At 68.4% G+C, this 25,609-nt stretch carries 25 protein-coding genes and 1 riboswitch; of the genes, 19 read left to right on the forward strand and 6 right to left on the reverse strand.

Annotated features, from left to right (window positions below):
• Nucleotides 1–132: 132 nt before the first annotated feature.
• The 9 genes from AC1MEQ_RS16150 to AC1MEQ_RS16190 all read left to right on the forward strand — a co-directional run bounded on the left by AC1MEQ_RS16150 (nt 133) and on the right by AC1MEQ_RS16190 (nt 9,897).
• Entirely contained in the window at nt 133–846 is a 714-nt protein-coding gene (locus tag AC1MEQ_RS16150; protein WP_479792151.1) for an IclR family transcriptional regulator, read from the forward strand.
• Complete coding sequence (gene hutU, locus AC1MEQ_RS16155; protein ID WP_479792152.1) at nt 843–2,543, forward strand: urocanate hydratase; 1,701 nt, start codon at nt 843–845, stop codon at nt 2,541–2,543. Before AC1MEQ_RS16150 ends, hutU begins: the two co-directional genes overlap by 4 nt.
• A gap of 3 nt (nt 2,544–2,546) precedes the next feature.
• Nucleotides 2,547–3,890, forward strand: coding sequence for a YjiH family protein (locus tag AC1MEQ_RS16160; protein WP_479792154.1), 1,344 nt, complete (start codon nt 2,547–2,549; stop codon nt 3,888–3,890).
• A 4-nt stretch (nt 3,891–3,894) separates the two neighbouring features.
• Nucleotides 3,895–5,190: an allantoate amidohydrolase gene (locus AC1MEQ_RS16165; RefSeq protein ID WP_479792156.1), complete on the forward strand. Its 1,296-nt coding sequence runs from the start codon at nt 3,895–3,897 to the stop codon at nt 5,188–5,190.
• Complete coding sequence (locus AC1MEQ_RS16170) at nt 5,187–6,431, forward strand: formimidoylglutamate deiminase (protein ID WP_479792157.1); 1,245 nt, start codon at nt 5,187–5,189, stop codon at nt 6,429–6,431. The genes AC1MEQ_RS16165 and AC1MEQ_RS16170 overlap by 4 nt, the downstream gene beginning before the upstream one ends.
• Nucleotides 6,428–7,648, forward strand: coding sequence for an imidazolonepropionase (gene hutI / locus AC1MEQ_RS16175; RefSeq protein WP_479792158.1), 1,221 nt, complete (start codon nt 6,428–6,430; stop codon nt 7,646–7,648). Before AC1MEQ_RS16170 ends, hutI begins: the two co-directional genes overlap by 4 nt.
• 129 nt (nt 7,649–7,777) lie before the next feature.
• Nucleotides 7,778–8,494, forward strand: coding sequence for a hypothetical protein (locus tag AC1MEQ_RS16180; protein WP_479792159.1), 717 nt, complete (start codon nt 7,778–7,780; stop codon nt 8,492–8,494).
• A complete protein-coding gene (locus tag AC1MEQ_RS16185) occupies nt 8,491–9,111 on the forward strand; it encodes an RES family NAD+ phosphorylase (protein ID WP_479792160.1) in 621 nt (206 codons plus the stop codon). The genes AC1MEQ_RS16180 and AC1MEQ_RS16185 overlap by 4 nt, the downstream gene beginning before the upstream one ends.
• Before the next feature lie 42 nt (nt 9,112–9,153).
• Complete coding sequence (locus tag AC1MEQ_RS16190) at nt 9,154–9,897, forward strand: CPBP family intramembrane glutamic endopeptidase (protein ID WP_479792161.1); 744 nt, start codon at nt 9,154–9,156, stop codon at nt 9,895–9,897.
• 31 nt (nt 9,898–9,928) lie between these two features.
• Here AC1MEQ_RS16190 and AC1MEQ_RS16195 read toward each other — a convergent pair whose 3' ends face one another.
• Nucleotides 9,929–10,516, reverse strand: a complete 588-nt coding sequence (locus tag AC1MEQ_RS16195) for a hypothetical protein (RefSeq protein WP_479792162.1) — start codon at nt 10,514–10,516, stop codon at nt 9,929–9,931.
• Nucleotides 10,517–10,704: 188 nt separating this feature from the next.
• Here AC1MEQ_RS16195 and AC1MEQ_RS16200 point away from each other — a divergent pair, with 188 nt between their 5' ends.
• Both AC1MEQ_RS16200 and AC1MEQ_RS16205 read left to right on the forward strand, forming a co-directional pair.
• Nucleotides 10,705–11,292, forward strand: a complete 588-nt coding sequence (locus tag AC1MEQ_RS16200; protein ID WP_479792163.1) for a TetR/AcrR family transcriptional regulator — start codon at nt 10,705–10,707, stop codon at nt 11,290–11,292.
• A complete protein-coding gene (locus tag AC1MEQ_RS16205) occupies nt 11,289–12,500 on the forward strand; it encodes an SGNH/GDSL hydrolase family protein (protein WP_479792164.1) in 1,212 nt (403 codons plus the stop codon). Before AC1MEQ_RS16200 ends, AC1MEQ_RS16205 begins: the two co-directional genes overlap by 4 nt.
• A 391-nt stretch (nt 12,501–12,891) precedes the next feature.
• Here the strand turns inward: AC1MEQ_RS16205 and AC1MEQ_RS16210 are convergent, their stop codons facing one another.
• Complete coding sequence (locus AC1MEQ_RS16210) at nt 12,892–13,536, reverse strand: VOC family protein (protein WP_479792165.1); 645 nt, start codon at nt 13,534–13,536, stop codon at nt 12,892–12,894.
• A gap of 161 nt (nt 13,537–13,697) precedes the next feature.
• Nucleotides 13,698–13,814, forward strand: a riboswitch (SAM riboswitch).
• 65 nt (nt 13,815–13,879) lie between these two features.
• Between AC1MEQ_RS16210 and AC1MEQ_RS16215 the strand changes: the two genes are divergently transcribed.
• Together AC1MEQ_RS16215 and metX are read left to right on the forward strand one after the other, a co-directional pair.
• A complete protein-coding gene (locus AC1MEQ_RS16215) occupies nt 13,880–15,247 on the forward strand; it encodes a bifunctional o-acetylhomoserine/o-acetylserine sulfhydrylase (RefSeq protein WP_479792166.1) in 1,368 nt (455 codons plus the stop codon).
• Nucleotides 15,248–15,264: 17 nt separating this feature from the next.
• The gene (metX, locus tag AC1MEQ_RS16220; RefSeq protein WP_479796160.1) at nt 15,265–16,440 is read left to right on the forward strand and encodes a homoserine O-acetyltransferase MetX; all 1,176 of its coding nucleotides are present in this window, start codon (nt 15,265–15,267) and stop codon (nt 16,438–16,440) included.
• Here the strand turns inward: metX and AC1MEQ_RS16225 are convergent.
• The 3 genes from AC1MEQ_RS16225 to AC1MEQ_RS16235 all read right to left on the reverse strand — a co-directional run bounded on the left by AC1MEQ_RS16225 (nt 16,431) and on the right by AC1MEQ_RS16235 (nt 18,358).
• On the reverse strand, nt 16,431–16,628 hold the full coding sequence (locus AC1MEQ_RS16225; protein WP_479792168.1) for a helix-turn-helix domain-containing protein: 198 nt from the start codon (nt 16,626–16,628) through the stop codon (nt 16,431–16,433). The genes metX and AC1MEQ_RS16225 overlap by 10 nt on opposite strands.
• Before the next feature lie 73 nt (nt 16,629–16,701).
• Nucleotides 16,702–17,337: a hypothetical protein gene (locus tag AC1MEQ_RS16230; RefSeq protein ID WP_479792169.1), complete on the reverse strand. Its 636-nt coding sequence runs from the start codon at nt 17,335–17,337 to the stop codon at nt 16,702–16,704.
• A 133-nt stretch (nt 17,338–17,470) separates the two neighbouring features.
• Nucleotides 17,471–18,358 carry an SGNH/GDSL hydrolase family protein gene (locus tag AC1MEQ_RS16235; RefSeq protein WP_479792171.1) on the reverse strand — a complete coding sequence of 296 codons (888 nt, stop codon included), beginning with the start codon at nt 18,356–18,358 and terminating at the stop codon, nt 17,471–17,473.
• A gap of 113 nt (nt 18,359–18,471) precedes the next feature.
• Between AC1MEQ_RS16235 and AC1MEQ_RS16240 the strand changes: the two genes are divergently transcribed.
• Nucleotides 18,472–19,119, forward strand: a complete 648-nt coding sequence (locus tag AC1MEQ_RS16240) for an alpha/beta hydrolase (RefSeq protein WP_479792173.1) — start codon at nt 18,472–18,474, stop codon at nt 19,117–19,119.
• 24 nt (nt 19,120–19,143) lie between these two features.
• Here the strand turns inward: AC1MEQ_RS16240 and AC1MEQ_RS16245 are convergent, their stop codons facing one another.
• Nucleotides 19,144–19,371 carry an RNA-binding S4 domain-containing protein gene (locus tag AC1MEQ_RS16245; RefSeq protein ID WP_479792175.1) on the reverse strand — a complete coding sequence of 76 codons (228 nt, stop codon included), beginning with the start codon at nt 19,369–19,371 and terminating at the stop codon, nt 19,144–19,146.
• A 58-nt stretch (nt 19,372–19,429) separates the two neighbouring features.
• Between AC1MEQ_RS16245 and AC1MEQ_RS16250 the strand changes: the two genes are divergently transcribed.
• The 5 genes from AC1MEQ_RS16250 to AC1MEQ_RS16270 all read left to right on the forward strand — a co-directional run bounded on the left by AC1MEQ_RS16250 (nt 19,430) and on the right by AC1MEQ_RS16270 (nt 25,553).
• Nucleotides 19,430–20,428: a DMT family transporter gene (locus AC1MEQ_RS16250; RefSeq protein ID WP_479792177.1), complete on the forward strand. Its 999-nt coding sequence runs from the start codon at nt 19,430–19,432 to the stop codon at nt 20,426–20,428.
• Between the two features lie 103 nt (nt 20,429–20,531).
• Nucleotides 20,532–21,917 (forward strand): glycine--tRNA ligase, encoded by a 1,386-nt coding sequence (locus AC1MEQ_RS16255; protein ID WP_479792178.1) that lies wholly within the window; start codon nt 20,532–20,534, stop codon nt 21,915–21,917.
• Between the two features lie 75 nt (nt 21,918–21,992).
• Complete coding sequence (locus AC1MEQ_RS16260; RefSeq protein WP_479792180.1) at nt 21,993–22,904, forward strand: GNAT family N-acetyltransferase; 912 nt, start codon at nt 21,993–21,995, stop codon at nt 22,902–22,904.
• Between the two features lie 158 nt (nt 22,905–23,062).
• Nucleotides 23,063–24,241, forward strand: coding sequence for a tRNA dihydrouridine synthase DusB (gene dusB, locus AC1MEQ_RS16265; RefSeq protein WP_479796161.1), 1,179 nt, complete (start codon nt 23,063–23,065; stop codon nt 24,239–24,241).
• The gene (locus AC1MEQ_RS16270; protein ID WP_479792183.1) at nt 24,234–25,553 is read left to right on the forward strand and encodes a deoxyguanosinetriphosphate triphosphohydrolase; all 1,320 of its coding nucleotides are present in this window, start codon (nt 24,234–24,236) and stop codon (nt 25,551–25,553) included. Before dusB ends, AC1MEQ_RS16270 begins: the two co-directional genes overlap by 8 nt.
• Nucleotides 25,554–25,609: the final 56 nt, after the last annotated feature.

The following is a 25,609-nucleotide window of genomic DNA, read 5'->3' on the forward strand; positions in this document are numbered from 1 at the left end:
GGGCTCCCGGCAAGCGAGGCTTGCCAAGTGGTGCAATTCACGTTTCAATAAGTGAAACGTAAATTTTGGCTGGTGGCAAGACGAACCACAGGTTGGTTCTCCCATCCGCCACCCACCACCCCAGGAGGAACGATGGCCGAACCGTCCACGCGAACGGTGGAACGGGCGCTGCAGCTGCTCGGCTCCGTCTGCGATGCCGGGTACATCACCCTGGCGGAGGCGGCCCGTGAAACGGAGCTGTCGGCCTCGACCGCGCTTCGCCTGCTGCGCACGTTGGAGGCCAGCGGGTTTGTCCGCCGGGATCCCGAGGCCGGCTACCGGCCCGGGATGCGGATCGTCCAGCTCGGTGCCCAGGCCCTGAGCCACGAGTCGTTGGTCTCACTGGCCATGGAGTCGCTGCGCCACCTGGTCGCCTCCACGGGGGAGTCCGCCTACCTCAGCGTGCCCTCGTTGGGCGGCACGGCTGCCGAGCACAGCGTCTACATCGCCGTCGAGGAGGGAACCCACTCGGTCCGCCATACCTCGTGGGTCGGACGCAGCATCCCCCTCGAGGGCAGTGCCGTCGGCGTCGTCCTGCGCGGGCAGACCCCCGCGGAGGGCTACGTGGTCGTGGACCGCGGCGTCGAGAAGGACGTCACCGCGATCGCCGCGCCCATCACGGTCGGCCGCGGGGACGAGACCCGGGTGATCGCCGCGTTGTCCGTGGTGGCGCCCTCCTACCGCATGACCGCCGACCTCGTATCCGCCATCGGCCTGCAGGTCGCCGCGGAAGCACACACCATCCTCACCGCACACCAAGACACCGATGCCGGCACCGCCGCCGGCAGCAAGGAGAAGACGGCATGAGCCAGTCATTTACCCAGCACGATCCCTCACGCAGCATCCGGGCCGCCCGCGGCACGAAGCTGACCGCCAAGTCCTGGCAGACCGAGGCGCCGCTGCGCATGCTCATGAACAACCTGGACCCCGAGGTCGCCGAACGCCCCGAGGATCTGGTCGTCTACGGCGGCACCGGCCGGGCCGCCCGCTCCTGGGAGGCCTTCGACGCGATCACCCGCACGCTGGAGACCCTCGAGGACAACGAGACCCTGCTGGTCCAGTCCGGCAAACCGGTCGGTGTCTTCACCACCAACAAGTGGGCCCCGCGCGTGCTGATCGCCAACTCCCACCTGGTCGGCGACTGGGCCACCTGGCCCGAATTCCGCAAGCTCGAGGCCGAGGGCCTGATGATGTACGGGCAGATGACCGCCGGTTCCTGGATCTACATCGGCACCCAGGGCATCCTGCAGGGCACCTACGAGACCTTCGCCGCCATCGGGCGCAAGCTCTACGCGGACGACGGCGGCACCCTGGCCGGGACGCTGACCCTCACCGGAGGCTGCGGCGGCATGGGCGGTGCCCAGCCGCTGGCCGTGACCCTCAACGGCGGGGTCTGCCTCATCGTGGACGTCTCCGAGGAGCGGCTGCGTCGTCGCGCCGGCAAACGCTACCTCGACGAGGTCGAGACCGACCTGGATGCCGCGCTGGCCAAGGTCCTCGCCGCCAAGTCCGAGAAGCGGGCCCTGTCGGTCGGCTACGTCGGCAACGCCGCCGAGGTCTTCCCCGAACTGCTGCGCCGCCATCAGGCCGGCGAGTTCACCATCGACATCGTCACCGACCAGACCAGCGCCCACGATCCACTGAGCTACCTGCCCGTCGAGTACGCCCTGGAGCAGTGGGACGCCGAGGCGAAGGCCGATCCGGTCGGGTTCACGAAGAAGGCCCAGGAATCCATGGCCGTCCACGTCGAGGCCATGGTCGGCTTCCAGGACGCCGGCGCCGAGGTCTTCGACTACGGCAACTCCATCCGCGACGAGGCCCGCCAGGGCGGCTTCGCCCGCGCCTTTGAGTTCCCCGGCTTCGTCCCGGCCTACATCCGCCCGCTGTTCTGCGAAGGCATGGGCCCGTTCCGCTGGGTCGCCCTCTCCGGGGACCCGGAGGACATCCGCGTCACCGACGAGGCGCTCAAGGAGCTCTTCCCCGAGAACGCGCACCTGCACCGCTGGCTCGACGCCGCCGCCGAGCACGTCGAATTCGAGGGCCTGCCCGCCCGCATCTGCTGGCTAGGCTACGGCGACCGCGCCAAGGCCGGACTGCTGTTCAACCAGCTGGTCGCCGACGGCAAGGTCTCCGCGCCGATCGTCATCGGCCGCGACCACCTCGACTCCGGCTCCGTGGCCTCCCCCTACCGCGAAACGGAGTCCATGAAGGACGGTTCGGACGCCATCGCGGACTGGCCGCTGCTCAACGCCCTGACCGCGGCCTCCTCCGGCGCCACCTGGGTGTCCATCCACCACGGCGGCGGTGTTGGGATCGGACGTTCCATCCACGCCGGCCAGGTCTCCGTCGCCGACGGCACCGAGCTCGCCGCGGCCAAGCTCGAGGCCCTGCTGACCAACGATCCGGGCATGGGCGTCATCCGCCACGTCGACGCCGGCTACGACCGGGCCATCGAAGTCGCCGCCGAACGCGGTGTGCGCGTCCCGATGACCGACACGGTATAGGGCATGGGAAACACCTCGATGCCCGTCGACACGGGCACAGCCACCACGCTGAAGCCGCGCGCCCCCTGGCGGTTCTTCGTCTACAGCGCCATCGGCGTGTTCATGTTCTTCATCCCGATCACCCTCGGCGGCAAGAACACCATCGCGCTGGACCACCTGGTCACCCTCGTCTCCACCCTGCTGGGCGAGGGCGTGCGCTACATCGCCCTGGCCCTCATCCTGGCCGGGACCATCTACCCCTTCGCCACCGGCCGGTGGCGCCAGTCCGGGCTCAAGACGCTCTTTGCGTTCCTGAACATCCTGGGCTTGGCCACCGGCACGGCGCTGGTGTTCGGGGTCGGTCCTGCCTGGCTGTTCGATCCGGACCTGGGCCCGTTCCTGTTCGACAAGCTGGTGATCCCCGTCGGGCTGATCGTCCCCATCGGGGCGGTCTTCCTGGCCCTGCTCGTCGGCTACGGGCTCATGGAATACGTCGGCGTGCTGGTCCAGCCGGTCATGCGCCCGGTCTGGAAAACCCCGGGCCGCTCGGCGATCGACGCCGTGGCCTCCTTCGTGGGCAGCTACTCGCTGGGCCTGCTCATCACCAACCGGGTCTACCAGGCCGGGCGGTACACGGCGCGGGAGGCCGCGATCATCGCCACCGGGTTCTCCACCGTCTCGGTGACGTTCATGCTGATCGTCGCCAAGACGCTGGACCTCATGCACCTGTGGCTGCCGTATTTCTTCCTGACGTTCGCCGTCACGTTCCTGGTCACCGCCATCAGCGTGCGCATCCCGCCGCTGAGCCGGATCAAGGACGACTACCATCCGGGTGCCGAACCGCAGCCCGAGGTCCCGGTGACCTCCCGCCGCGTGGCGACCGCCTGGCGCGAGGCCATGGGCATGCTCCATCAGGCCCCGGGGCTCGGGCGGAACATCTGGGAGAACTTCCGTGACGGGGTGCTCATGGCCATGGCCATCCTGCCTTCCATCCTCTCGGTGGGCCTGATCGGCCTGGTCCTGGCCCGCTTCACGCCGGTCTTCGACTGGCTGGGATACATCTTCTTCCCGATCACCTGGGCCCTCCAGCTGCCCGACCCGATGCTGGCCGCCAAGGCCTCGGCAGTGGGGATCGCGGAGATGTTCCTGCCCGCCACCGTGGTCGCCGGCCACGAATCCGAGCTGCTGCGCCTGGTCATCGCCGTCGTCTGCGTCTCGGCCATCATCTTCTTCTCCGCCCTGGTGCCCTGCATCCTGGCGACGGAGATCCCCATCAAGGTGTGGCAACTGGTCGTGCTCTGGGCCCAGCGCGTGGCCCTGACGCTGATCATCACCACCCCCATCGCCTACCTCATGGTTGGAAGGTAACCGCATGACCGAAACAAGCACTGTCAACTCGTTGATGGCGGCCATCGCCGACACCGGACGCGACAGCCGCCGCGGCGGCTACTCCCGCCCCGTCTACTCCACGCCCGAACTCGAATTGCGCGACTGGTTCACCGCCGAGGCGACCTCCCGCGGACTCGCCCTCGAACGCGACGCCAACGGCATCATCTGGGCCTGGTGGGATCTACTTTCCGGGCACGACGGCGGTGCCCCCTCCGGCGCCGATCCGCGCCGGGGAGCCCTGGTCACCGGATCCCACCTGGACTCCGTGCCCGGGGGAGGGGCCTTCGACGGCCCGCTCGGCGTCGCCTCCGCCCTGGCGGCCTTCGACGTGCTGGCCGCGCGGGAGGCCGCCGGCCAGCTGCACCGCAACCGGGCGATGGCCATCACGGTCTTCCCCGAGGAGGAGGGCTCCGCGTTCGGCGTCGCCTGCCTGGGCTCCCGGCTGCTCACCGGAGCCATCGACACCGCCCGGGCGTTGAACCTGCGGGACGGCTCCGGCACCACCTTCGCCGATGCCTCCCGCGCCCAGGGGCTGGACCCCGACACCATGGGCCGCGATGAGGCGGCACTGGCGCGCATCGGCGACTTCGTCGAACTGCACGTCGAACAGGGCCTGGGCCTGAACTCGGAGGAGTACACCGACGCCGCCGGGCGCGGACCCGCAATGGCCGTCGCCTCGTCGATCCTCGGGCACGGACGCTGGCGGTTCTCGGTGGTCGGGCAGGGCAACCATGCCGGCACCACGCTGATGACCGACCGCGCCGACCCCATGGTCGCCGCCGCCCAGATGGTCCTCGCCGTCCGCAAGACCGCCGCCGCCCAGGCCGACGCCCGAGCCACGGTCGGCCGGCTCGAACCGGTTCCCGGCGGCACCAACGTCATCGCCTCGCGGGTGGACTTCTGGATGGACGTGCGCCACCCCGACGATGCGGTCACCGCCGCCCTGGTCGAACGCATCCACGGCCAGGCCCAGAAGATCGCCGCGTTCGAGGGCTGCTCGGTCGCCATGACGGAGGAGTCCTACTCGGGCACCGTGCACTTCGACGCGGCCTTGACCCGGGCGCTGCAGGGATCCGTGCAACGCACCACCCCCGGCGCACCGGCCCTGTCCACCGGCGCCGGGCACGACGCCGGGGTGCTGGCTGCCGAGGTCCCCACCGGGATGCTCTTTGTGCGCAACCCCTCGGGCATCAGCCACTCGCCCGAGGAACACGTCGAGGACGATGACGCCACCGCCAGCACCATCGCCCTGGCAGACACGCTGGAGGACCTGCTGTGAGCGGCACCGACCAGCAACTGGCCCGCGTCCCCGGACCCGTCAACGCCCACTCGCATGCCTTCCACCGGATCCTGCGCGGCCGCACCCACGAGGGTGCGGCCGGCGGGGCCGGGGACTTCTGGACCTGGCGCGAGCAGATGTACGCCGCCGCCGACCAGCTGGACCCTGCAGGCTACGAGCAGCTGGCCACCGCGGTCTTCGCCGAGATGGCCGTCACCGGCTGGACCGCCGTCGGCGAGTTCCACTACCTGCACCACGGCCCCGGAGGCACCGCCTATCCGGACCACGACATGGAACGCGCCCTGGCCCGGGCCGCCCGCACCGCCGGCATCCGGCTGGTCCTGCTGGACACCTGCTACCTCTCCGGCGGCCTCGACGCGGCAGGGCACCCGGTGGAACTGAACGAAACCCAGCTGCGCTTCTCCGACGGCGATGCCGCCGGGTGGGCCGCCCGCCACACCGCCCTGCGCGCCGCCCTCGCCGCCGACGAGCCCGCCACCGCAGCGGCCGGTGCCGGACTGGTCACCCTCGGTGCCGCCATCCACTCGGTCCGTGCCGTCCCGCCGGCCGCGCTGGAGGTCATCGCCGGCGCACTGGATCCGGGCGAGCCGCTGCATGTGCACCTGTCCGAGCAGCCTGCCGAGAACGAGGCCTGCCTCGCCGCCCACGGGCTGACCCCGACCGCACTGCTGGCCGAACACGGGCTGCTCACCGACCGGCTCTCGGCAGTGCATGCCACCCATCTGACCCGGGCGGACATCGCCGCGCTGGGCACAGCCGGCTGCTCGATCGTCATGTGCCCGACCACCGAGGCCGACCTGGCCGACGGCATCGGCCCGGCCCGCCAGCTCGCCGACGCCGGGGCAACCATCGCCCTGGGCACCGACCAGCACGCCGTCGTCGACCCCTACCTGGAGATGCGCGCCCTCGAACACGGCGAGCGGTTGCGCACCGGCATCCGCGGCAGGTTCTCCCCGGCAGAGCTCGCCGCGGCCTCCCGGACGGGTGGACTGCGCAGCCTGGCGCTGGCGGAAAACGACGACCACGTCCTCCTCGACACCGCCAGCCTGCGCACCGCCGGCAGCCGGGAAGCCCAGCTGCCCTTGACGGCCACCGCCGCCGACGTCCACGCTGTGGTCATCAACGGCATCGAGGTCGCCCGCGACGGGATCCACACCCGGCTCGGCGATCCCGCCGTCTTGTTCCGCAAATTCACCTACGAGCATCGGGAGTTCGCATGAGCGCCACCTTGGTGACCAACATCGGGGAACTGACCACCCTGGATCCCGATGGGCGCGTGTTGGCCGGCGCCGCCGTCGTGCTGGATCGCGGGCGCATCGCCTGGATCGGGCACCCGCGCCACGCTCCGGCAGCCGATGCCGTGTACGACGCCGGTGGCCGCGCCGCCCTGCCCGGCTGGGTGGATTCTCACACCCACCTGCTCTTCGCCGGAGACCGGGCCGCCGAGTTCGAGGCCCGCATGGCGGGACAGGACTACGCCGCCGGTGGGATCAGCGTGACGATGGAGGCGACCCGGGCCGCCACCGACTACGACCTCACCCGGCTGCTCATGGGCCGCGTCGCCGAGGCAGCCGCCGGGGGAACCACCTACCTGGAGACGAAAACCGGGTACGGACTCGACGTCAACGAGGAGGCACGCCATGCCCGGATCGCCTCCACGATCGTGGACCAGGTGACCTTCCTGGGCGCCCATCTGGTGCCGCCGGGTGCCGACGCCGATGAGTACACGGACCTGGTCTGCGGCGACATGCTTTCGGCGGTGCGCCCCTACGTGAAATGGGCCGATGTGTTCTGCGAACGCGGGGCCTTCACCGAGGAGCAGTCCCGCCGCGTGCTCGGTGCCTGCCGGGACGCCGGGCTGGGACTGCGCGTGCACGGCAACCAGCTCGGCACCGGCCCGGGCGTCCGGCTGGCAGTCGACTTCGGTGCGGCCAGCGTAGACCACGTGAACTACCTGGACGACGCGGACGTCGAGGCGCTCGCCGGCACGTGGTCCGGCTGGAACCGCGAGACGCGCTCCGGTGAGGTCGGAACCGTGGCCACCTGCCTGCCGGCCTGCGACCTGTCCACCCGCCAACCGCTGGCCGACGGGCGTCGGCTGATCGATGCGGGGGTCCAGATCGCCTTGGCGTCGAACTGCAATCCGGGGACCAGCTACACCAGCTCGATGCCGTTCTGCGTGTCCACTGCAGTGCTGCAGATGCACCTGAGCCTGACGGAGGCGCTTCACGCGGCGACGATGGGCGGCGCCCTGGCTCTGGGCGTCCAGGACCACGTGGGCAGCATCGAGGTCGGCAAGCGCGCGGACCTGCAGCTGCTCAACGCACCCTCGGCCGCCCACTTGGCTTACCGGCCGGGCATGCCGCTCACCGGTGCGGTCTGGCGGGCGGGGGAGCGCGTGGACCGCACCGCCGTGGGTTCGGCACCGCTGGCGTGAGCATGACGGGACCGCCACCACCGACGCCAACCCGCGATCTGGTCCAGGACTACATCCGGACCCGCCGCGTGTAGTCCTGGCTCTATTTCCTGACGATGCTGACGCGTACACTTGATGTAGTAGGCGTCAGTGGAGGAAACCATGCCCAAGGGTGCACACCGAGGATCCCATCAGGCCGAGGCCGTCCAAGAGGCCAGCGTTGTCGAACTGGTCGACTACGTGCGGACTCTCGATGAAAAGTCTGACTTTGATTCGGAGGCGGTGGTCGAAGCGACTTTGGGGACGCCCGCCGCCAAAACGGCCACAGCGCCATCGGGAGGTGCAGTGACACGGGCGCTGCTCGACTCCCAGCGCGGCCGTCTCATCATGGCCGCGATCAACATGGAGCGGAGCGTCGCGGCGCTCGGGCCGGCGCTGGCAGAGGTCGAGGTTGAAACCTCGCCCCAACTCGCTCGAAGCATGCAGTCCACAGAGAACGCCTGGCGCCGGATGGAAGTGGAGTTCGGATTGCTGACCAGCATCGAGGTCTCCCGGGCTGTCGGTTCAAAGTCGCCGAATCGGAGCTACGCTTCGGACCAACGCGCGGCCGGGAAGCTGCTTGCGGTGAAGCGGCCGGGAGGATATAGATATCCGGGTTTCCAGCTCGACCTCCGCGAGCACTCAGTTCGCCCGGTGATCCGCGACCTGATTGAACTCGCAACGGAGGCGGATCGGTCGGAATCCGGTCTGGCATTGTGGATGGCTTCCCCGAGCGGCTACCTTGACGGCTCCCGGCCGGTTGACCTTCTGGATGAGCCAGAAAAAGTGGTTGAAGCGGCCCGGCAGTCCTTCAACGTCCAATGGTGAGACGAAAGCCTCCGGAGCCATTCGAACCGCACGACTGGACGCTCGAAGCCGGGACGCCCCTCTTCCGGGTATACGAGAATCGTCCAGGTCGATCGGTAACGACCTTCAACCCGGGGGCCGGCGAGCCCACCCGCTTCGCGTTTTTCGGCAGCCCGGTCGTCCCTGTTCTATATGCCGCCGAGTCGGAAGAGGCGGCCGTCTGTGAATCCATCCTCCATGACGTGCCGCCCGGGCCCGGCACGGTTCTGTATGACAACGTCAAGGGACGCGTTTGTGCCCAGCTGGCGCCGACCCGCGACCTGAGGTTGGCCGCGTTCATGGGAGATGGTCTCCGGGCGCTCGGGACTGAGGCGAAATATGTGACGACGACGATGGCTTCCCAGTATTCGAGAACCGTGCTCTGGTCGGAATCCGCACATGCAGCCGGATATGACGGGGTGGTATGGATGAGCCATCGGCGCGAAACGGATCGTGCAGTCGTCCTGTTTGGCGACAGGGTGGCTGCGCAAGATGTGGTGCACGCACCCGATCTTGCCCACACGTTCGCTGCCGGTTCCGGCTACGACTGGCTCGCCGACTACCTGGCGAGCCTCAAGCTCGAGATCCTCATGACCTGAGGGCTCCCGCCGTCGTACAGGGTCCTGCCATAGGCTAGCCCAATGCGCAGCAAGAGCCTTTGGCCGGAAATCATCATCGTCCTGGGACTCTCGCTGGGGCAGTCGGCCATCTACGCGATCGTCTCGCTGTCCGACAAGCTGTCGCGGGGGCCACTCTCCGGCCAGACGACCACGATGAACAATGCGCTCAGCGACCGGCAGTTCTTCGACCTGACCTACCAGCTGCTGGACATCGTGTTCTCGCTGGTCCCGGTGCTGCTGGTGTTCTACCTGTTCCACCTGGCCGGGCGCAACGGGTTCCGTGACCTCGGCTTCGACCTGCGGCGCCCGGGGCGCGACGCCTGGCAGGGGGCCGGCCTGTTCCTGGTCATCGGCATCGGGACCCTGGGCGTCTACTGGCTCGGCAGGACGCTGGGGGTGACCACGGCGATCGTCCCCGAGGCCATGGCCCCCTACTGGTGGACCATCCCCGTGCTGCTGTTCTCGGCCATCCGCCACGGGATCCTCGAGGAGACGATCGTCATCGGCTACCTCTTCGACCGGCTCCGGACGCGGGGGTGGGGGATCTGGCCGATCATCCTCACCAGCGCCGTGCTGCGCGGCAGCTACCACCTCTACCAGGGATTCGGCCCGTTCGTGGGAAACGTCATCATGGGCGTGATCTTCGGCTGGATCTACACCAAGACCGGCAGGGTGATGCCGCTGGTGATCGCCCACGCGCTGCTCGATACCGCGGGATTCGTCGGGTATTCGCTGATCGGGCCGGCCATCGGGTTGGGGACCTAGGCCGGGACGAACAGCCCGCCCGAGCGTACGGCTACGCCGTGGGCGACCCCTCGCCCCGCCGCAGGTTTTGGTTGAGTTGCTGCTGCAAATTGAGCTGGGCTTGCTGGTTCAGCAGGCTCTTGGTTTGCATGTCCATGTTCTCATCATGGCGCAGGCGCCCCTGGTCGGCGAACACCCGGGCGTTGATTTCGTCGCGGAAGCTCTCCAGCTTGGACTTCTCCAGAATGGAGACCCTGAGCCTGCTTTGCCCGCCGCCATGGTTGGTGATGGTCAGCGCCGCGGACAAGGCATTGAGGAGCATCGACAGGCCGAGGATGAGGAGCAACCAGCCGAAGACGTTGTCCAGCAGGTTGATCCCGACGAGGAAGAAGATGAGCCCGAAGAGGGCCCGGCCCACCGAGAACTTCACCTCGACACCCACGCTGGCCGTGCTCGCCAGGGGGAATGCGGCGTCCTTGTAGCCCAGGGGGATGAGGCCGAACAGGGTGTTGGGGCTCCGCGAAACCACGCGCATACTGCTCACGGCGATTTCGGTTTTGAGCCAGAAAAGGATGACCGAGGGGCTGAATTTCTGGCTGGTCACATTGCCCTCACCGGGCGCGAAATTGATGTTGCTCACGACGTTCCAATCTGGATGAATCGAGGTTGGAACCCAGGAATCGATTCCCCTCGGGGCCGATGATGAGCCGAACAATACCCTGCGTTGTAAATACTGACAAGTACTTAAGTAGTGCCTTCCAACCAGAACGGGAACCGACTCTGGCCTAATAGGTGTAGGCGATACCCGATATGCTGTAGTCTGGGTTCATGGAACGAACCCCCTTAAGTCGCGCCTCGCTCATTGCAGCCGCCGCCGATCTCGCCGACAGAGAGGGTTTCCCCGCCGTGACGGTCTCCGCCGTGGCGCGGCAGGCCGGCGTCAAACCCGCCAGCATCTACTCCCACCTCACGGACCTGGCCGACCTGCTGGACGGTGTCCACGAGGTGGCACTCGCGGAATTGGCGGACCGCGTCGCCGGCGCCATCGCCGGACGATCCGGCCGCGACGCCCTGGCCGCCATGGCCCAGGCCCACCGCGACTATGCGAGGAGGCACCCGGGCCGCTGGGCGGCCCTGCAGCGGGCGGCCGCTCCCGGGGTCGCCGGATCCGACGCCGCCCGCAAACTCGTCGACTACACCTGGGCGGTCCTGCGTGGGTACCGCCTGCCCGACACGGAGCTGGTGCACGCCACCCGGTTCGTCGGCGCGACCCTCAACGGGTACCTGGCCCTGGAAAAGGCGGGCTCCTTCGGCCATCGCAACGAACAGACCGACCTGTCCTGGCAGCGTGCCATCGACGCGCTCGACCGGGCCCTGGACTCCTGGGATCAGAACCAGCCGGAAGGAACACGATGATCACCACACCCCTGACGCAGGACATCATCCGCGGCGCCGCGGAACTGGAGGGCGGCCCGCACGGCGTGCGGATCCACCGGCTGCCCGGCTGGGTCCGTCGGCAGTTCCCGGAGCCCCAGCTGCTGGCCGTGGAGGCGCAGCCCTCCGGGGTCCGGATCGCCGTGTGGACCACCGCGACACGGATCGAACTCGTCTCACATCTCTCACCGGTGCTCTACCCCGGGACCAACCGGCCGCGGGGGCGCATCGACGTCCTCGTGGACGGCGAGCTGCGGCTGGGCGATGAACTCACGGGCGGGGACGCCACCGAAATCGACCTCACCAATGGATCGATGCGCCACGTCCCCGGTCCGCCACACACCACCGTCGTCGATGGATTGGCCGCGACGTCGAAGGCCGTGGAGTTCTTCCTGCCGCACAACGAGCCGCTCGAACTGGTCAGCCTGGCCTCCGACGCCCCGCTCGCACCCCTGGAGCGGACGAAGCCGCTGTGGATCCACCACGGCAGCTCCATCAGCCAGGGGTCCAATGCCGCCTCCCCGTCTGCGATCTGGCCGGCGCTGGCCGCCCGGCGCGGCAACGTGGAGCTGCGCAACCTCGGGCTCGGGGGCAGCTGCTTCGTAGACCCCTTCATTGCGCGGGTCATCCGCGATGCGCCGGCGGACTTCATCAGCATCAAGCTGGGCATCAACATCGTGAACCTGGACGGGATGCGGGTGCGCGCCCTGGTCCCGGCGATCCACGGCTTCCTGGACACCATCCGCGACGGGCATCCCACGACGCCGATCGTGCTGGTGTCCCCGATCTTCTGCGGGATCCATGAGGACACTCCGGGCCCCGGGGGCTTCGACCCGGCCAGCATGGGCACGGAGCAGGTGAAGTTCATCGCCACCGGGACCCCGGGGGACGAGGCCTTGGGGCGGTTGACGTTGCAAGTGATCCGCCGGGAGATGCGTTCGCTGGCAGGACGCCGCTCGGCCGATGCGAACCTGCACTACCTCGAGGGAACCGACCTGTACGGAGCAGCGGATGCCACCGACCTGCCGTTGCCCGACAACCTGCACCCGGATACTGCGGCGCATCGGTTGATCGGCGAACGCTTCGCGGACTACGCCTTCGCGGATTCCGGACCCTTCGGTGCGGTGGGCAGCGGGGCGAGGGCGGCAGGAGCCGGGCCGGGCCGGTTGGCCGGTGGCGCATCTCAGTAGTTTCCGGGCAGCAGCGGGTAGGGACTACCTGTCCTGCGGTGAATAGTCAGGTACGGTGTGGCGCACCATCTGCCACCGGTACGGGCTACCGTCGGGATCGACGGCTGGCGGTTCAGTCGAGGCCACAGGCCGGGGCGCACCACGGAGCCCGCACCGGCCATCGGTCGGGTGGACCGTCACGATGGGGGTCTGTTGCGCCACCATCGACACCCCGGGGCCGCCGCACTGGTGGTGGAACCGCAGCGGTTGCCCACCCTCCCGTCGGGAACCCAGGCAGGGGACCCTGGCGGAGGAGTCGCGGCGGCCGGGGTGCCGCCGCCCGCGAGGGGCAAGACAAACGACGGCGGCCCGGGGGCCGCCGTCGTGCAGTTTCTTGATCCGGGACTCCGGGTCAGAGGGTGATGGTCCCCTGTGGGGTCTCAAAGGTCACCGACATGATGCCCGGGGTGCCATTGGGTGCTTCCCACTCGACGGCGACATCCCCCAGCGGCGACTCCGCCGGGGTGCCCAGCCATTCCCGGACGCGCTCGACCGAACCCGCGATCGTGATGCCGGAGATGCGGCTGTTGGGCTCCAGCGCCTTGGACGGGTGAAGGTGGTCGGTGCCGTCATCCCAGCGCAGCATGTAGGGCACCTGGGGGTCGGCGATCAGGCCCTTGATGCCGATCTGCTGCCAGGTCAGTTCCTGGCCGTCGGGGAACTTGCGGTTGCCCGGAACGGAGGAGCGGCCCAGGCGCTCCTCGAACGGGGCCAGATCGTCGACGCAGACGCACCAGCCCATCCAACCGCCGCCCATTTCGGAGCGGGCGCGAACGGCCTGCCCGAAGGGGGCCTTGTCCGACGCCGGGTGGTCCAGGACCTCCACGACCTCCAGATACTGCGTGTTCAGCAACGGGAAAATGACATTCCTCGTGCCGAAGCGGGGATGGATGCCGCCCTTGACGGACTCGATCCCCAGGGTCTTGGCTACACGGGCAGCCGTGGCGGCCAGCCCGTCTGGTCCGCATGCGTATGAAACGTGATCCAACCTCATCATGCGTTCATGATGGCACTTTGTGAGGTGTGTCTCGACTTAGGATCACCTAAGTCACATGGTGTGCGCATTTCCAGTCCGCGGCCTGGGCGATTGTTGCGCGCATCGTCACATTGGGCGGGCATGGGTTGCGGGGCATCGGACGATCTAGAACACTGGATGCAGGTCATGAGTGCCAGCGCAAAACCCCGGTTTGCTGGCCGGCAACCCTCCACTCGCGGTGGGGTGCCCCGGGTGAAGACCGGGTCCGCCTCCGCTCGGAGAACGGGCAAGCGCGGGTCACCTCCCGGCACCCCGAGGGGGCGTCGTGGAACAGGGGCCCCTGAGCAGTAGAAGGGGACAACACATGTCCGCATCATGGTCTTTTGAAACCCGCCAGGTCCACGCCGGACAGGCTCCCGATCCCACCACCGGTGCCCGGGCGCTGCCGATCTACCAGACGACGTCGTTCGTCTTCCCGAGCGCCGAGAGTGCCGCCGCCCGTTTCGCCCTGCAGGAGCTCGAGCCGATCTACACCCGCATCGGCAACCCGACGCAGGAAGCGGTGGAAAACCGCATCGCAGACCTCGAAGGCGGCGTCGGCGCGCTGCTGCTGGCCTCCGGGCAGGCAGCCACCACCTTCTCGATCCTCAACCTCGCCGGATCCGGTGACCACATCGTGGCCAGCCCGAGTCTGTACGGCGGAACGCAGAACCTGCTCAAGCACACGCTGCGCCGGCTGGGCATCGAGGTCACGTTCGTGGCGCACCCGGACAACATCGACGAGTGGCGTGCCGCGGTCCAGCCGAACACGAAGGCCTTCTTCGGCGAAGCGGTCTCCAACCCACGCCAGGACGTGCTGGACATCGAAGGCATCAGCCAGGTGGCCCACGCCGCCGGCGTCCCGCTGATCGTGGACAACACGCTGGCCACCCCGTACCTGATCCGCCCCATCGAATGGGGTGCCGACATCGTGGTGCACTCGGCCACCAAGTACCTGGGCGGCCACGGCACCGCCGTCGCCGGGGTCATCGTGGATTCGGGCAAGTTCGACTTCGCGCAGGATCCGGAGAAATTCCCGGGTTTCAACACCCCGGACGAGTCCTACAACGGGCTGGTTTTCGCCCGCGACCTCGGCGTCAACGGCGCCCTGGGGGCCAATCTGGCGTTCATCCTCAAGGCGCGCGTGCAGCTGCTGCGCGACCTGGGATCCGCCGTTGCCCCCTTCAACGCCTTCCTCATCGCGCAGGGCCTGGAGACCCTCAGCCTGCGCATGGAACGCCACGTGGCGAACGCGCAAAAGGTCGCCGAGTGGCTCGAGGCCCATTCCCAGGTCGAATCCGTCGCCTTCGCCGGGCTGGCATCCAGCCGCTGGTACGACCGTGGCCGCAAGTACGGGCCCCGGGGCATCGGCGCGGTCCTCGCCTTCGAGATCACCGGTGGCGAGGCGGCCGGGCGTGCCTTCGTCGACGGGCTGGAACTGCACTCCAACGTCGCGAACATCGGCGACGTCCGCTCGCTGGTCATCCACCCGGCCTCCACCACCCACTCCCAGCTCAGCGAGTCCGAGCAGGTGGCAGCCGGGGTGAGCCCCGGGTTGGTGCGCCTGTCCGTTGGCATCGAGCACATCGACGACATCATCGCCGACCTCGAGCTCGGATTCGCCGCGGCAGTGCCCGCCGGTGCCACCGCTGACGCAGCAGCAGGCGCTGGGGAAACCCAGGGCGCCCGGTGACCCAGGGCGTCGGCAACGTGACGGAACAGGTCCGCACCGGCAGCACGCCGGTCATCCGCGACGGCATCCTCAAGTGCGTCCCGATCGGTGGCTACCGGTTCGAGACGGGCGGCTGGCTGCCCGAGGTGACGATGGGATATGAGACCTGGGGAACGCTGAACCCCGATTCCTCCAACGCTGTCCTGCTGCTCCACGCGTTGACCGGCGACACCCATGTCGCCCGCGGACATGGCCGCGAGGACGGGTGGTGGGATGGGTTCGTCGGTCCCGGCAAGACCATCGACACCGACCGGTTCTTCGTGGTCGCGCCGAACATGGTCGGTGGATGCTACGGCTCGACCGGCCCGTCCAGCCTCGATCCGGACGGCCGGCCGTGGGGATCCCGCTTCCCGTTCACGACCGTCCGGGACTCGGTGCGCACCGAGGCCCGGCTCGCCGATTACCTCGGCGTCCAGCGCTGGCACTCCGTCGTGGGCGGTTCCCTCGGCGGAGCGCGGGCCCTGGAATGGGCCGTCGAGTACCCCGAGCGGGTGGCCCGCTGCGTGGTCATCGCGGCAACCGCCGTCGCCTCCGCGGAGCAGGTGGCGTTCGGGCAGATCCAGACCCAGGCCATCCGGCTCGACCCGGCCTTCAACGGAGGCAACTTCTACGGGGACGTGGCTGCCGCCGGATCGCTCGAGGCCGCCGGGTCGCTGCCGCGCGGACACGGTGCCGGCCCCATCGAGGGGCTCGGCATCGCCCGGCGCCTGGCCCACATCACCTACCGTTCCGAACCCGAACTGGAGATCCGCTTCGGGCACGAGGGCCAGGGCGACGAGGACCCGTTCGGCAGCGCGGACTACCAACGCGGCCGCTACCAGGTCGAAAGCTACCTGGACCACCAGGCCAGCAAACTGGTCACCCGCTTCGACGCGAACTCCTACGTCGTGCTCACCGAGGCATTGGTGGGGCACGACGTCGGACGCGGACGGGGCGGGGTCGAGCCCGCCGTGCGTCGGGCTGCCGGGGTGGAATTCTTCGTGGCCGCCGTCGACAGCGACCGGCTGTACCCACCGGGACAGTCCGAACGGCTGGCCGCCGCCCTGCCGGGCAGCCCGAAGGTGCAGTACATCAATTCACCGATCGGCCATGATGGCTTCCTGACCGACATTGAACAGCTCAACCAGGTTCTACGGGCGGGCTTCTACGCCTGATCCCCGGCCGGGCGGGTGACCTCCGGTGCGAGTGGCGTGAACGTGAAGAGCTCGGCAGGCGTCGTCCCCAGGGCAATGCAGATGGCCGTCAGCGTGGTGAACCTGACCGCCTTGGCCTTGTTGGTCTTCAGGATCGAGAGGTTCGCCAGCGTGATGCCCGTCCGTTTCGAGAGCTCGGTCAGGGTCATGCCGCGATCATCCAGCACCGCCGCCAAATGGCATTCGATGAGGTGCTCGTCCGCCCGTGGTGTGGATCGGGCATCAGACAACGCCCTCGACCTCGTTCTCCAGCCGTGCGCCTGATTGGAAGGCGATCGCCAGTGTGGCCGCGATGATGCCCAGGACCGTCAGGAGGATTGGCCAATCCGGTCGGGCGACCAGCAGGTCGGAATAATCAGCGCCGAACAACCAACCCCCGTCGTCGATTGGCGACGTGATGAGGCCCTCGATCACCTGGCCCGCGACGACATCGAACAGGCCCTGGAGCGTACTGCCGGCCAGGAGGGTGACGATGAGCCACTTCCAGCTGCGGAGAACGTGTTCGCCGAATGGAACCCCGCGGGCGATTCCGTTGATGATCCGAACGACCAGCAGGCAGGCGATCAGGATCGTGGCCAGATGCGCCAATGTCGGGCCGGCGGCGAGGACGCGGACCCACAGCGGCGCATCGCCCAGGTTGCTGACACTCCCATCACGGAGCTGGGCCACCGGTAACTGCGGTAGCCAGGTCAGGGGAAGGTAGCCTTCGCCAAACCCAAACGACAGCGCGGCCCTTCCCCGAACCAGGGTGACGAACTGGAAAAGGTCGCCGATGGCGGCGGCGACCGCCACCAGCCACACGACGGCCGTGGCCAACACGAGTGGGAAACGGCGGAACCTGGAACCACGTGACTTCATGCGCGCCCACCCCCATATTGAATAACGATAATATCGATAAACAATAAGCCCGAAAAGCGGGATAAGCAAGTGCTCCCGACGTCAGAGTCGGAACCGCAGACTCCAAGAACTTCGGCCCTGCCGTGGCCTTCTCCTAGTCGGCGGCGTCCTGCGGGTCGCCGGCTCCGATGCTATGGCTCGACGAGGCCGGGGCAAAGGGCTTCGCCTCCGGGCGCTTGGGCGTGATGCCATCGCCGCTGGACTGGTGGCGCAGGCGTCGGAGCACCCACGGTGCCAAATGGGTGCGTGCCCAGACCAGGTCCTCCCGGCGGGCGGTACGCCACGGCTTGGGTTCGGACGGCTGGGGCTCCAGGTGCTTGAGCTCGTGGTCGACGTTGAGGGTATCGAGGACCATCATCGCGATCGTGTGGTGGCCCAACGGCGAGAAGTGCAGACGATCGGGCGCCCACATCCGCGGCTCATGCAATTCGCGCATCGCCCACATGTCGGCGATGATCGCGTCGTGTCGGGCAGCGACGGTCCGGAGGTTCTCGTTGTAGATGGCCACCCGTCCGCGCATGGAACCGAGGACCGGCGTTTCGCCGATGTCGGGACCGTTGAACAGCAGCACGGTGGCGCCCGTTGCGGCGAGCCGGGCGATGAAGTCGTCCATCACCACGGCCAGCGCGTCCGGGTCACCGCCCGGCCGCAGGACGTCGTTCCCGCCGGCGCAGACCGTGATGAGATCTGGTTTCAATGCCACCGCGGGTTCAAGCTGCTCCGCCTGGATCTGGTTCACCAAGCGTCCACGGATCGCCAGGTTGGCGTAGGCGAAGTCGTCCACGCCCCGGCTGAGTTGTTCGGCGACGCGATCGGCCCAGCCGCGGTGTCCTCCAGGGCTCTGTGTATCCGGGTCCCCGATGCCCTCGGTAAAGGAATCCCCCAAGGAGACCATGCGCCGCCACGGATGGCCGGCGGCCCCGTTCACGGCGAGGAGGGAATTGCTCTGGTGTTCTGGTGCCGATGGCGCGTCGCTACTCACGGGTACATTGTTCCACCGGGCAACCAAGTTGACCATCCGGGCACCGGGGCGGGGAAAGACGCGTACGGTCATCGAGGCCCGCGCGTCGGCCAGCCACATGATTCAATGGCGGCATGACAGACACCTTGCCCCAGCCCATCGTTGCCTGGTCCCGCCCGGAAGCCGAGCGCGCGGGCACCCCGCTGCTCGTCCTCTTCCACGGGTACCTGTCCCACGAGAAGGACCTGATCGGGCTGGCCCCGATGCTGCCGGAGGAATTCACGCTGGCCTCGGTCAGGGCGCCCTACGCGATGGGGCCCGGCTATACCTGGTTCCCGCTGATGCACGAACCCGACTATTCAACCGAGCGGGTGGTGCAGGCCGTTACGGATGTCTGGGCCTGGATCGACTCGGTGAAGGACCAGCACTCCTCGGTGACCGTTCTGGGCTTCTCCATGGGCATGGCCGTAGCCACCTCGGTCCTGCGCCACCGCCCGGACGAGATAGCCGCCGTTATCGGCCTGTCGGGTTTCGCCGTTCCGGCGGAGGGCAACACGTTCTTCGACGACGCGGCGACCAAGTCGGCACAGCGCCCGCTGTTCTGGGGCCGCGGGCAGGCCGACACCGTCATCACCGACGACAAGATCGAGTTCACGCTCGACTGGGCCGGCGAACACACCGACCTGACGAAGATGCTCTACGCGGGTATGACCCACAGCGTGTCGGAGCCGGAGATGAAGCACGTCTCCGAATTCCTGCGCCACCACGTCCTGGGGGCCTGAACCGGAGGGCGTCCGGGGGCGGGCCTACTCGGCGGCGACGACGACGGACTCGTCGCCCAGGGTGACGACGTCGCCGACGTGAAGTTGCTTGCCGCGGCGGGTCTCGATGTCGCCGTTGACCTTGACCATGCCGTTTTCGACGAGTTCCTTGGCATGGAAACCGTCTTCGGCCAGGCTCGCCAGCTTCAGCAACTGGCCCAACCGGATCGAATCGTCGCGGATGCTGATGGGTTGGGGCTGCGCAGAAGTCATGACCCCATCTTGCTTCACGATGTGCCAGCCCGCCAATGCGCGGCTAGCATGACCTGCGATGAACTCTGCTACGGCGTCGGTCTCCACCGCGCGACACCTTCCCCTCTGGGCCGGTTTGGCCCTCGCCATCCTCGGCGGGCTGATGATGCCCATCCAGGGCCGGATCAATGGCGCCTTGTCCGAGCAGATGGGCGACGGCAACGCGGCGGCCGCCATCAGCTTCGCGGGCGGCACGGTGATCATGGTCCTGGTTTCCGTCCTCCTGCCCCATGGCCGGGCCGGGCTGGCCGCCATGCGCCGGGCCGTGGCCGGGCGCGAATTCCCTCGCTGGTACCTGTTGGCCGGACTCAGCGGAGGCTACATCGTCTTCGGGCAAAGCCATGCCGTCCCGCTGATCGGCGTCGCCCTCTTCACGGTGGCCATCGTGACCGGACAGACCATCAGCGGGTTGATGGTCGACCGTGTCGGGTTCGGCCCCGGAGGCAAGCGCTTCGTCACCGCCCGGCGGATGGCCGGAGCCGTGTTGATGATCATCGCCGTGCTGTGGGCGGTCTCGCCGCGGCTCGAAACGTCGGCCGGTGGATTGGTGTGGCTCATCCCGGTCCTCATGCCCTTCAGTGCCGGACTGTTCATGGGGTTCCAGCAGGCCATGAACGGCACGCAGACCGCCGCCTACGGCACGCCGATCACCGCGACGCTGGTGAACTTCCTCACCGGCGGAACGGCACTGTTCATCCTCTGGGGCGTGACGTCCCTGGCCTCGCCGCGCCACCTCGACTTCCCCTCCGAGTGGTGGCTCTATACCGGTGGCGTCTTCGGGTGCGTATTCATTGCCATCGGTGCACTCTTGGTGAAATCGCTCGGCGTCCTGGTCTCCGGCTTGTGCATGATCGCGGGGCAACTGATCGGTTCCCTGGCCATCGACATCATCCTGCCTGCACCGGGCACCGTGGTGGCGGTCGCCACCGTCCTGGGCACTGTGCTGACCTTGGTCGCCGTCGTACTGGCCAGCATTCCCACCGGACACAGGCCCCGGGTGCGCACGCCCCGGCAGTAGCCACCAATTGCCCGGCGACGTCGGGCTCGCGTTAGGCTGGACCGGTATCCCTGCCCCGTTACGGACCGCAACCAGCGGCCCGTGAACCATTGGAGTTAATTTCATGGCGCCCCAGTCCAAGCTCGACCAGGTCATCTCCCTCGCCAAACGGCGCGGCTTCGTCTTCCAGGCCGGTGAGATCTACGGTGGTTCGCGCTCGGCGTGGGACTACGGACCCCTCGGCGCCGAACTCAAGGACAACATCAAGCGCCAGTGGTGGCAGAGCTTCGTGCGCGGCCGCGAGGACATGGTCGGCCTGGACTCCTCGATCATCCTGCCCAAGCAGGTCTGGGAAGCCTCCGGTCACGTGGCCACGTTCACCGACCCGCTGGTCGAATGCACCCAGTGCCACAAGCGCCACCGCCAGGACCACCTCATCGAGGCGTTCACGCAGAAGAAGAAGCGCGAGCCGCAGGACGGCATGTCCGAGATCGTCTGCCCGGATTGCGGAACCAAGGGCGGCTGGACCGAACCGCAGCTGTTCTCCGGCCTGATCAAGACCTACCTGGGCCCCGTGGACAACGAGACGGGCCTGGCCTACCTGCGCCCCGAAACCGCGCAGGGCATCTTCGTGAACTTCAACAACGTGCTCACCGTCTCGCGCAAGAAGCCGCCGTTCGGCATCGGCCAGATCGGCAAGGCCTTCCGCAACGAGATCACCCCCGGCAACTTCATCTTCCGCACCCGCGAGTTCGAGCAGATGGAGATCGAGTACTTCACCGCCCCCGAGGATGCGCCGAAGTACTTCCAGGAGTGGGTCGATGACTGCTGGGCCTGGTTCCTGGACCTGGGCATCAACCCGGAGAACATGCGCCAGTTCGACGTCCCCGAGGACGAGCGGGCGCACTACTCCGCAGGGACCATCGACTTCGAATACCGTTTCGGCTTCAAGGGCTCCGAATGGGGCGAACTGATGGGCGTGGCCAACCGCACCGACTACGACCTCGGCTCCCATTCCAAGGGCTCGGGCACCGAACTGAGCTACTTCAACCAGGCCACGGGTGAGCGGTTCACCCCGTTCGTCATCGAGCCCTCCTTCGGCCTGACCCGGTCGATGATGGCCTTCCTCGTCGACGCCTACACCGAGGACGAGGCCCCCAATGCCAAGGGCGGCGTCGACAAGCGCACCGTTCTGAAGCTCGATCCGCGGCTCGCCCCGGTCAAGGCCGCGGTGCTGCCGCTGAGCCGCAACGAGGAGCTGTCGCCCAAGGCCAAGGCGCTGGCCGCCGAGCTGCGCAAGCACTGGAACATCGATTTCGACGACGCCGGTGCCATCGGCCGCCGCTACCGCCGCCAGGACGAGATCGGCACCCCATTCTGCATCACGGTCGACTTCGACACGCTCGAGGACCAGGCCGTGACCATCCGTGAACGCGACACCATGAGCCAGGAGCGCGTCGCCCTGGACCAGGTGAAGTCCTACCTGGCCGGGCGACTGCTCGGAGCCTGACCCCTGACGGGCCGGCTGCCCCACGGCAGCCGGCCCGTGGTTCTTTCCCCCCTTCCCATCAGTTTCAGGAGCAACATGAGCAACCTCACCTACCGAACGTGGCAAGAAGGCGATGACCTGGCGCTGCTGCAGATCCTCGGGGATCCGTCCACGCCGCAGGCCCACATCGACCGGACCATGCTGCGCGCCGACAGCGACGACCCCTGGGCGCGCACGCTCGTCGCCGTCGATGACGGGGTGCCGGTCGGCGCCGGTACGCTCTTCGAGTCCTCGCTGCACCCCGAACGGCTGTGGCTCTTCGTCGAGGTCGCCCCGGCCCTGCGCCGGCAGGGTGTGGCCACCGAGCTGCTGCGCCGGTTGCGCGAATTCCCGGCACCGTCGGGAGTCACCGCGCTGAAGTCCCGCTACACGGTCGAGGGTTCCGAGGGCGAGGCCGCCGCCGCCTTCACCTCCTCGCTGGGCCAGGAGCAGGTCATGCGTTCGCGCGGGGTCATCGTGGAGCCGGGCGCGCTGAAGCTGCCCGTGTTCGACGAGGACGGCCTCACCCTGGAGGAGGCGGCCACCGGATCCGTCGAGCTCACGCAGGTCGTCGCCGACTACTACAACGCCGTGCACGACTGGGACCGCGCACAGATGACCCTGGGCCGCGCCCAGACCATGCTGCTCAATGACGCCACCGGTGCCAAGGGAGCGATCGTGTTGCGCGACAAGCCCAAGGACGCCGGCGGCAGGATCCTCTCCTTCGCGATCAGCTACGAGCCGGATCGCATCGATGCCCCGGCCGATGTGCTGATGGGCTGGGATCCCACGCTGTCGGATTCCGACGCCCGCGAGGCCGTCCGCGGTCTGCTGGCGATGCTGGCCCACCAGTACCCGGTCAAGCTCGAGGTCGACGATGCCATGGCCCCTCTCTCGGACCTGACCGATGAGCTGATCACCGCCGGACAGGCCACCGTGGTGACGACGACGATCATCGTCGCCAACTAGCACCCACCCGGAGCCGGCCCGCGGATCACCGGGCACGACGGCGGTGTTCCCCTTGCGGGGGGAGCGCCGCCGTCTGCGCGTGGTGGGGTTCCGCTTTCCCCAGCCGACGTGCAGCGTTCGGAGGATTTGGACGGCTTTGAGAGAATAGGGGGGTGAGCGTGATTTCCCCCGATACCCAGACCCCGCCGAAGCTGGCGCTGCCTCCACTGCAGCTCGGCCGGCTCACCGTGGACACCCCCGTTGTCCTGGCCCCGATGGCGGGGATCACCAACACCGCGTTCCGCCGGCTCTGCCGCGAATACGGCGGCGGGCTGTACGTGGCGGAGATGGTCACCTCCCGCGCCCTGGTCGAGCGCAACGAGCAGTCCATGCGGATCATCTCCCATGACGACGACGAGGGCATCCGCTCCGTGCAGCTCTACGGGGTGGATCCGCCCACCGTTGGTGCCGCCGTGCGCCTGATCGTGGAGGAGGACCGTGCGGACCACATCGACCTGAACTTCGGCTGCCCCGTCCCCAAGGTCACCCGGCGCGGTGGGGGAGCGGCCCTGCCATGGAAGACCGACCTGTTCACCGCCATCGTGCAGGCCGCCACCCGCGAAGCCGCCCGCGGCGACATCCCGCTGACCATCAAGATGCGCAAGGGCATCGACGATGACCACCTGACCTTCATCGAGGCGGGCAAGATCGCCCGGGACGCCGGCGTCGCCGCCGTCGCCCTGCACGGGCGCACCGCAGGCCAGCACTACTCCGGAACCGCCGACTGGAACGCGATCGCCGAACTGCGCAACGCCCTGCCGGACATCCCGGTGCTGGGCAACGGCGACATCTGGAGCGCCGAAGACGCGATCGCCATGGTCGAGCAGACCGGCGTGGACGGGGTCGTCATCGGCCGCGGCTGCCAGGGCCGGCCCTGGCTCTTCGGCGACATCCAGGCCGCCTTCGAGGGGTCCGCCACCCGCTTCCGCCCCGGCCTGTCCGAGGTCGCCGCGAGCTTCTACCGCCACGCCGAACTCCTCGTCGACTACTTCGAGGACGAGCCCAAGGCCCTGCGCGACATCCGCAAGCACGTCGCCTGGTACTTCAAGGGATACGCCGTCGGCGGGGAGCTGCGCGCCGCCCTGGCCGCCGTGCCCACGCTCGAGGTCCTGGCGGAACTGCTGGCCCAACTTGACCCGGAAGCCCCCTACCCGGGCGAAGGTGCCGAAGGCCCGCGCGGCCGCGCCGGATCCCCGAAAAGGACGCACCTGCCCGATGGCTGGCTGGACAGCCGCACCCTGGGCGAGGAGCACCGGGCGCAGATCTCCGCCGCCGAGCTGGACGTGTCGGGTGGCTGAACGGGACCTGCGCCGCCATCCGGCCGGTTACACCCCCTTCGACCAGGAACGATGGGTCGCCGAACCGGAAAAGAAGTCGTACCGGACCAGCTTCGAACGCGACCGCGCCCGCGTCCTGCACTCCTCGGCCCTGCGCCGCCTCGGCGCCAAGACCCAGGTCGTCGCCCCCTACTCGGACGACTTCGTGCGCACCCGCCTCACCCACTCGCTGGAGGTCGCCCAGGTCGGCCGCGAACTCGGCGCAACACTTGGCTGCGACCCGGACGTGGTCGACACTGCCTGCCTTTCCCATGATCTCGGCCACCCGCCGTTCGGCCACAATGGGGAGAAGGCCCTGAACCGGCTCGCCGCCGATATCGGCGGGTTCGAGGGCAACGCGCAGACCCTGCGGCTGCTGACCCGGCTGGAAACCAAGAAGTTCCGCGACGACGGCTCGCCGGCGGGGCTGAACCTGACCCGGGCCACCCTCGACGCCGCCTGCAAGTACCCGTGGCGCCGCGACGATGCCCCCGTGCGCAACGGCAAGCAGACCGGCAAGTTCGGGGTCTACGAGGACGACCATCCCGTTTTCGCCTGGTTGCGCTCCGGGCACGACGGCGGTGCCACCGTGGCCCCGGAACCCCGGCAGAAGTGCGTGGAAGCCCAGGTCATGGACCTGGCCGACGACATCTCCTACTCCGTGCACGATGTCGAGGACGCCATCGTCGCCGGCCGCTTCCAGCTGCGCTGGATCCGCGACGCCGACCAGCGCGCCCGCGTCATCGACTGCACCCGGCGCTGGTACCTGCCCGACGTCGACGAGGCCACCATCGACGCCGCCCTGTCGCGTCTGGAGTCCACCGGCGAATGGGTCGAGCACTACGACCAGTCCCGCAAGGGGGCCGCGGCGCTGAAGGACATGACCAGCCAGTTCATCGGCAGGTTCTGCCAGTCCGCCTTCGACGCCACCCGTGCCGTCTACGGGCCCACGCGGCTGACCCGCTTCAACGGCCAGCTCATCGTGCCCGAGGAGACCGACCACGAGATCGCCGCGATGAAGGGCCTGGCCGCCGCCTACGTGATGACCAGCCAGGAGCGCCAGCCGATCTACCAGCGCCAGCTCGAGGTCCTCGGCGATCTCGTCGTGCTGCTCAACGACACCGGCGACCGCTACCTGGACCCGCTGTTCTCCGAGGACTGGCGCGCCGCCGCCGACGACGCCGGGCGCCTGCGCGCGGTCATCGACCAGGTCGCCAGCCTCACCGATTCCTCGGCCAAGGAATGGCACGCCACGCTCGTCCAGGGCCACTCCTTCAGCCTCGAGCTCTTCTAGCACGACGCCGGAACGCACCCCGGGTGCCCCGGTCACCCGGAACCGCGGGCCGGCGG

The organism is Arthrobacter sp. ASL1, from assembly GCF_056680475.1.

What these genes read in the sequence shown, in the direction of transcription:
- AC1MEQ_RS16150 (WP_479792151.1), top strand. Translation starts at nt 133, where the DNA reads ATGGCCGAACCGTCCACGCGAACGGTGGAACGGGCGCTGCAGCTGCTC.
- hutU (WP_479792152.1), top strand. Translation starts at nt 843, where the DNA reads ATGAGCCAGTCATTTACCCAGCACGATCCCTCACGCAGCATCCGGGCC.
- AC1MEQ_RS16160 (WP_479792154.1), top strand. Translation starts at nt 2,547, where the DNA reads ATGGGAAACACCTCGATGCCCGTCGACACGGGCACAGCCACCACGCTG.
- AC1MEQ_RS16165 (WP_479792156.1), top strand. Translation starts at nt 3,895, where the DNA reads ATGACCGAAACAAGCACTGTCAACTCGTTGATGGCGGCCATCGCCGAC.
- hutI (WP_479792158.1), top strand. Translation starts at nt 6,428, where the DNA reads ATGAGCGCCACCTTGGTGACCAACATCGGGGAACTGACCACCCTGGAT.
- AC1MEQ_RS16190 (WP_479792161.1), top strand. Translation starts at nt 9,154, where the DNA reads ATGCGCAGCAAGAGCCTTTGGCCGGAAATCATCATCGTCCTGGGACTC.
- AC1MEQ_RS16200 (WP_479792163.1), top strand. Translation starts at nt 10,705, where the DNA reads ATGGAACGAACCCCCTTAAGTCGCGCCTCGCTCATTGCAGCCGCCGCC.
- AC1MEQ_RS16205 (WP_479792164.1), top strand. Translation starts at nt 11,289, where the DNA reads ATGATCACCACACCCCTGACGCAGGACATCATCCGCGGCGCCGCGGAA.
- AC1MEQ_RS16210 (WP_479792165.1), bottom strand. Translation starts at nt 13,536, where the DNA reads ATGATGAGGTTGGATCACGTTTCATACGCATGCGGACCAGACGGGCTG.
- AC1MEQ_RS16215 (WP_479792166.1), top strand. Translation starts at nt 13,880, where the DNA reads ATGTCCGCATCATGGTCTTTTGAAACCCGCCAGGTCCACGCCGGACAG.
- AC1MEQ_RS16225 (WP_479792168.1), bottom strand. Translation starts at nt 16,628, where the DNA reads ATGACCCTGACCGAGCTCTCGAAACGGACGGGCATCACGCTGGCGAAC.
- AC1MEQ_RS16230 (WP_479792169.1), bottom strand. Translation starts at nt 17,337, where the DNA reads ATGAAGTCACGTGGTTCCAGGTTCCGCCGTTTCCCACTCGTGTTGGCC.
- AC1MEQ_RS16240 (WP_479792173.1), top strand. Translation starts at nt 18,472, where the DNA reads ATGACAGACACCTTGCCCCAGCCCATCGTTGCCTGGTCCCGCCCGGAA.
- AC1MEQ_RS16245 (WP_479792175.1), bottom strand. Translation starts at nt 19,371, where the DNA reads ATGACTTCTGCGCAGCCCCAACCCATCAGCATCCGCGACGATTCGATC.
- AC1MEQ_RS16250 (WP_479792177.1), top strand. Translation starts at nt 19,430, where the DNA reads ATGAACTCTGCTACGGCGTCGGTCTCCACCGCGCGACACCTTCCCCTC.
- AC1MEQ_RS16255 (WP_479792178.1), top strand. Translation starts at nt 20,532, where the DNA reads ATGGCGCCCCAGTCCAAGCTCGACCAGGTCATCTCCCTCGCCAAACGG.
- AC1MEQ_RS16260 (WP_479792180.1), top strand. Translation starts at nt 21,993, where the DNA reads ATGAGCAACCTCACCTACCGAACGTGGCAAGAAGGCGATGACCTGGCG.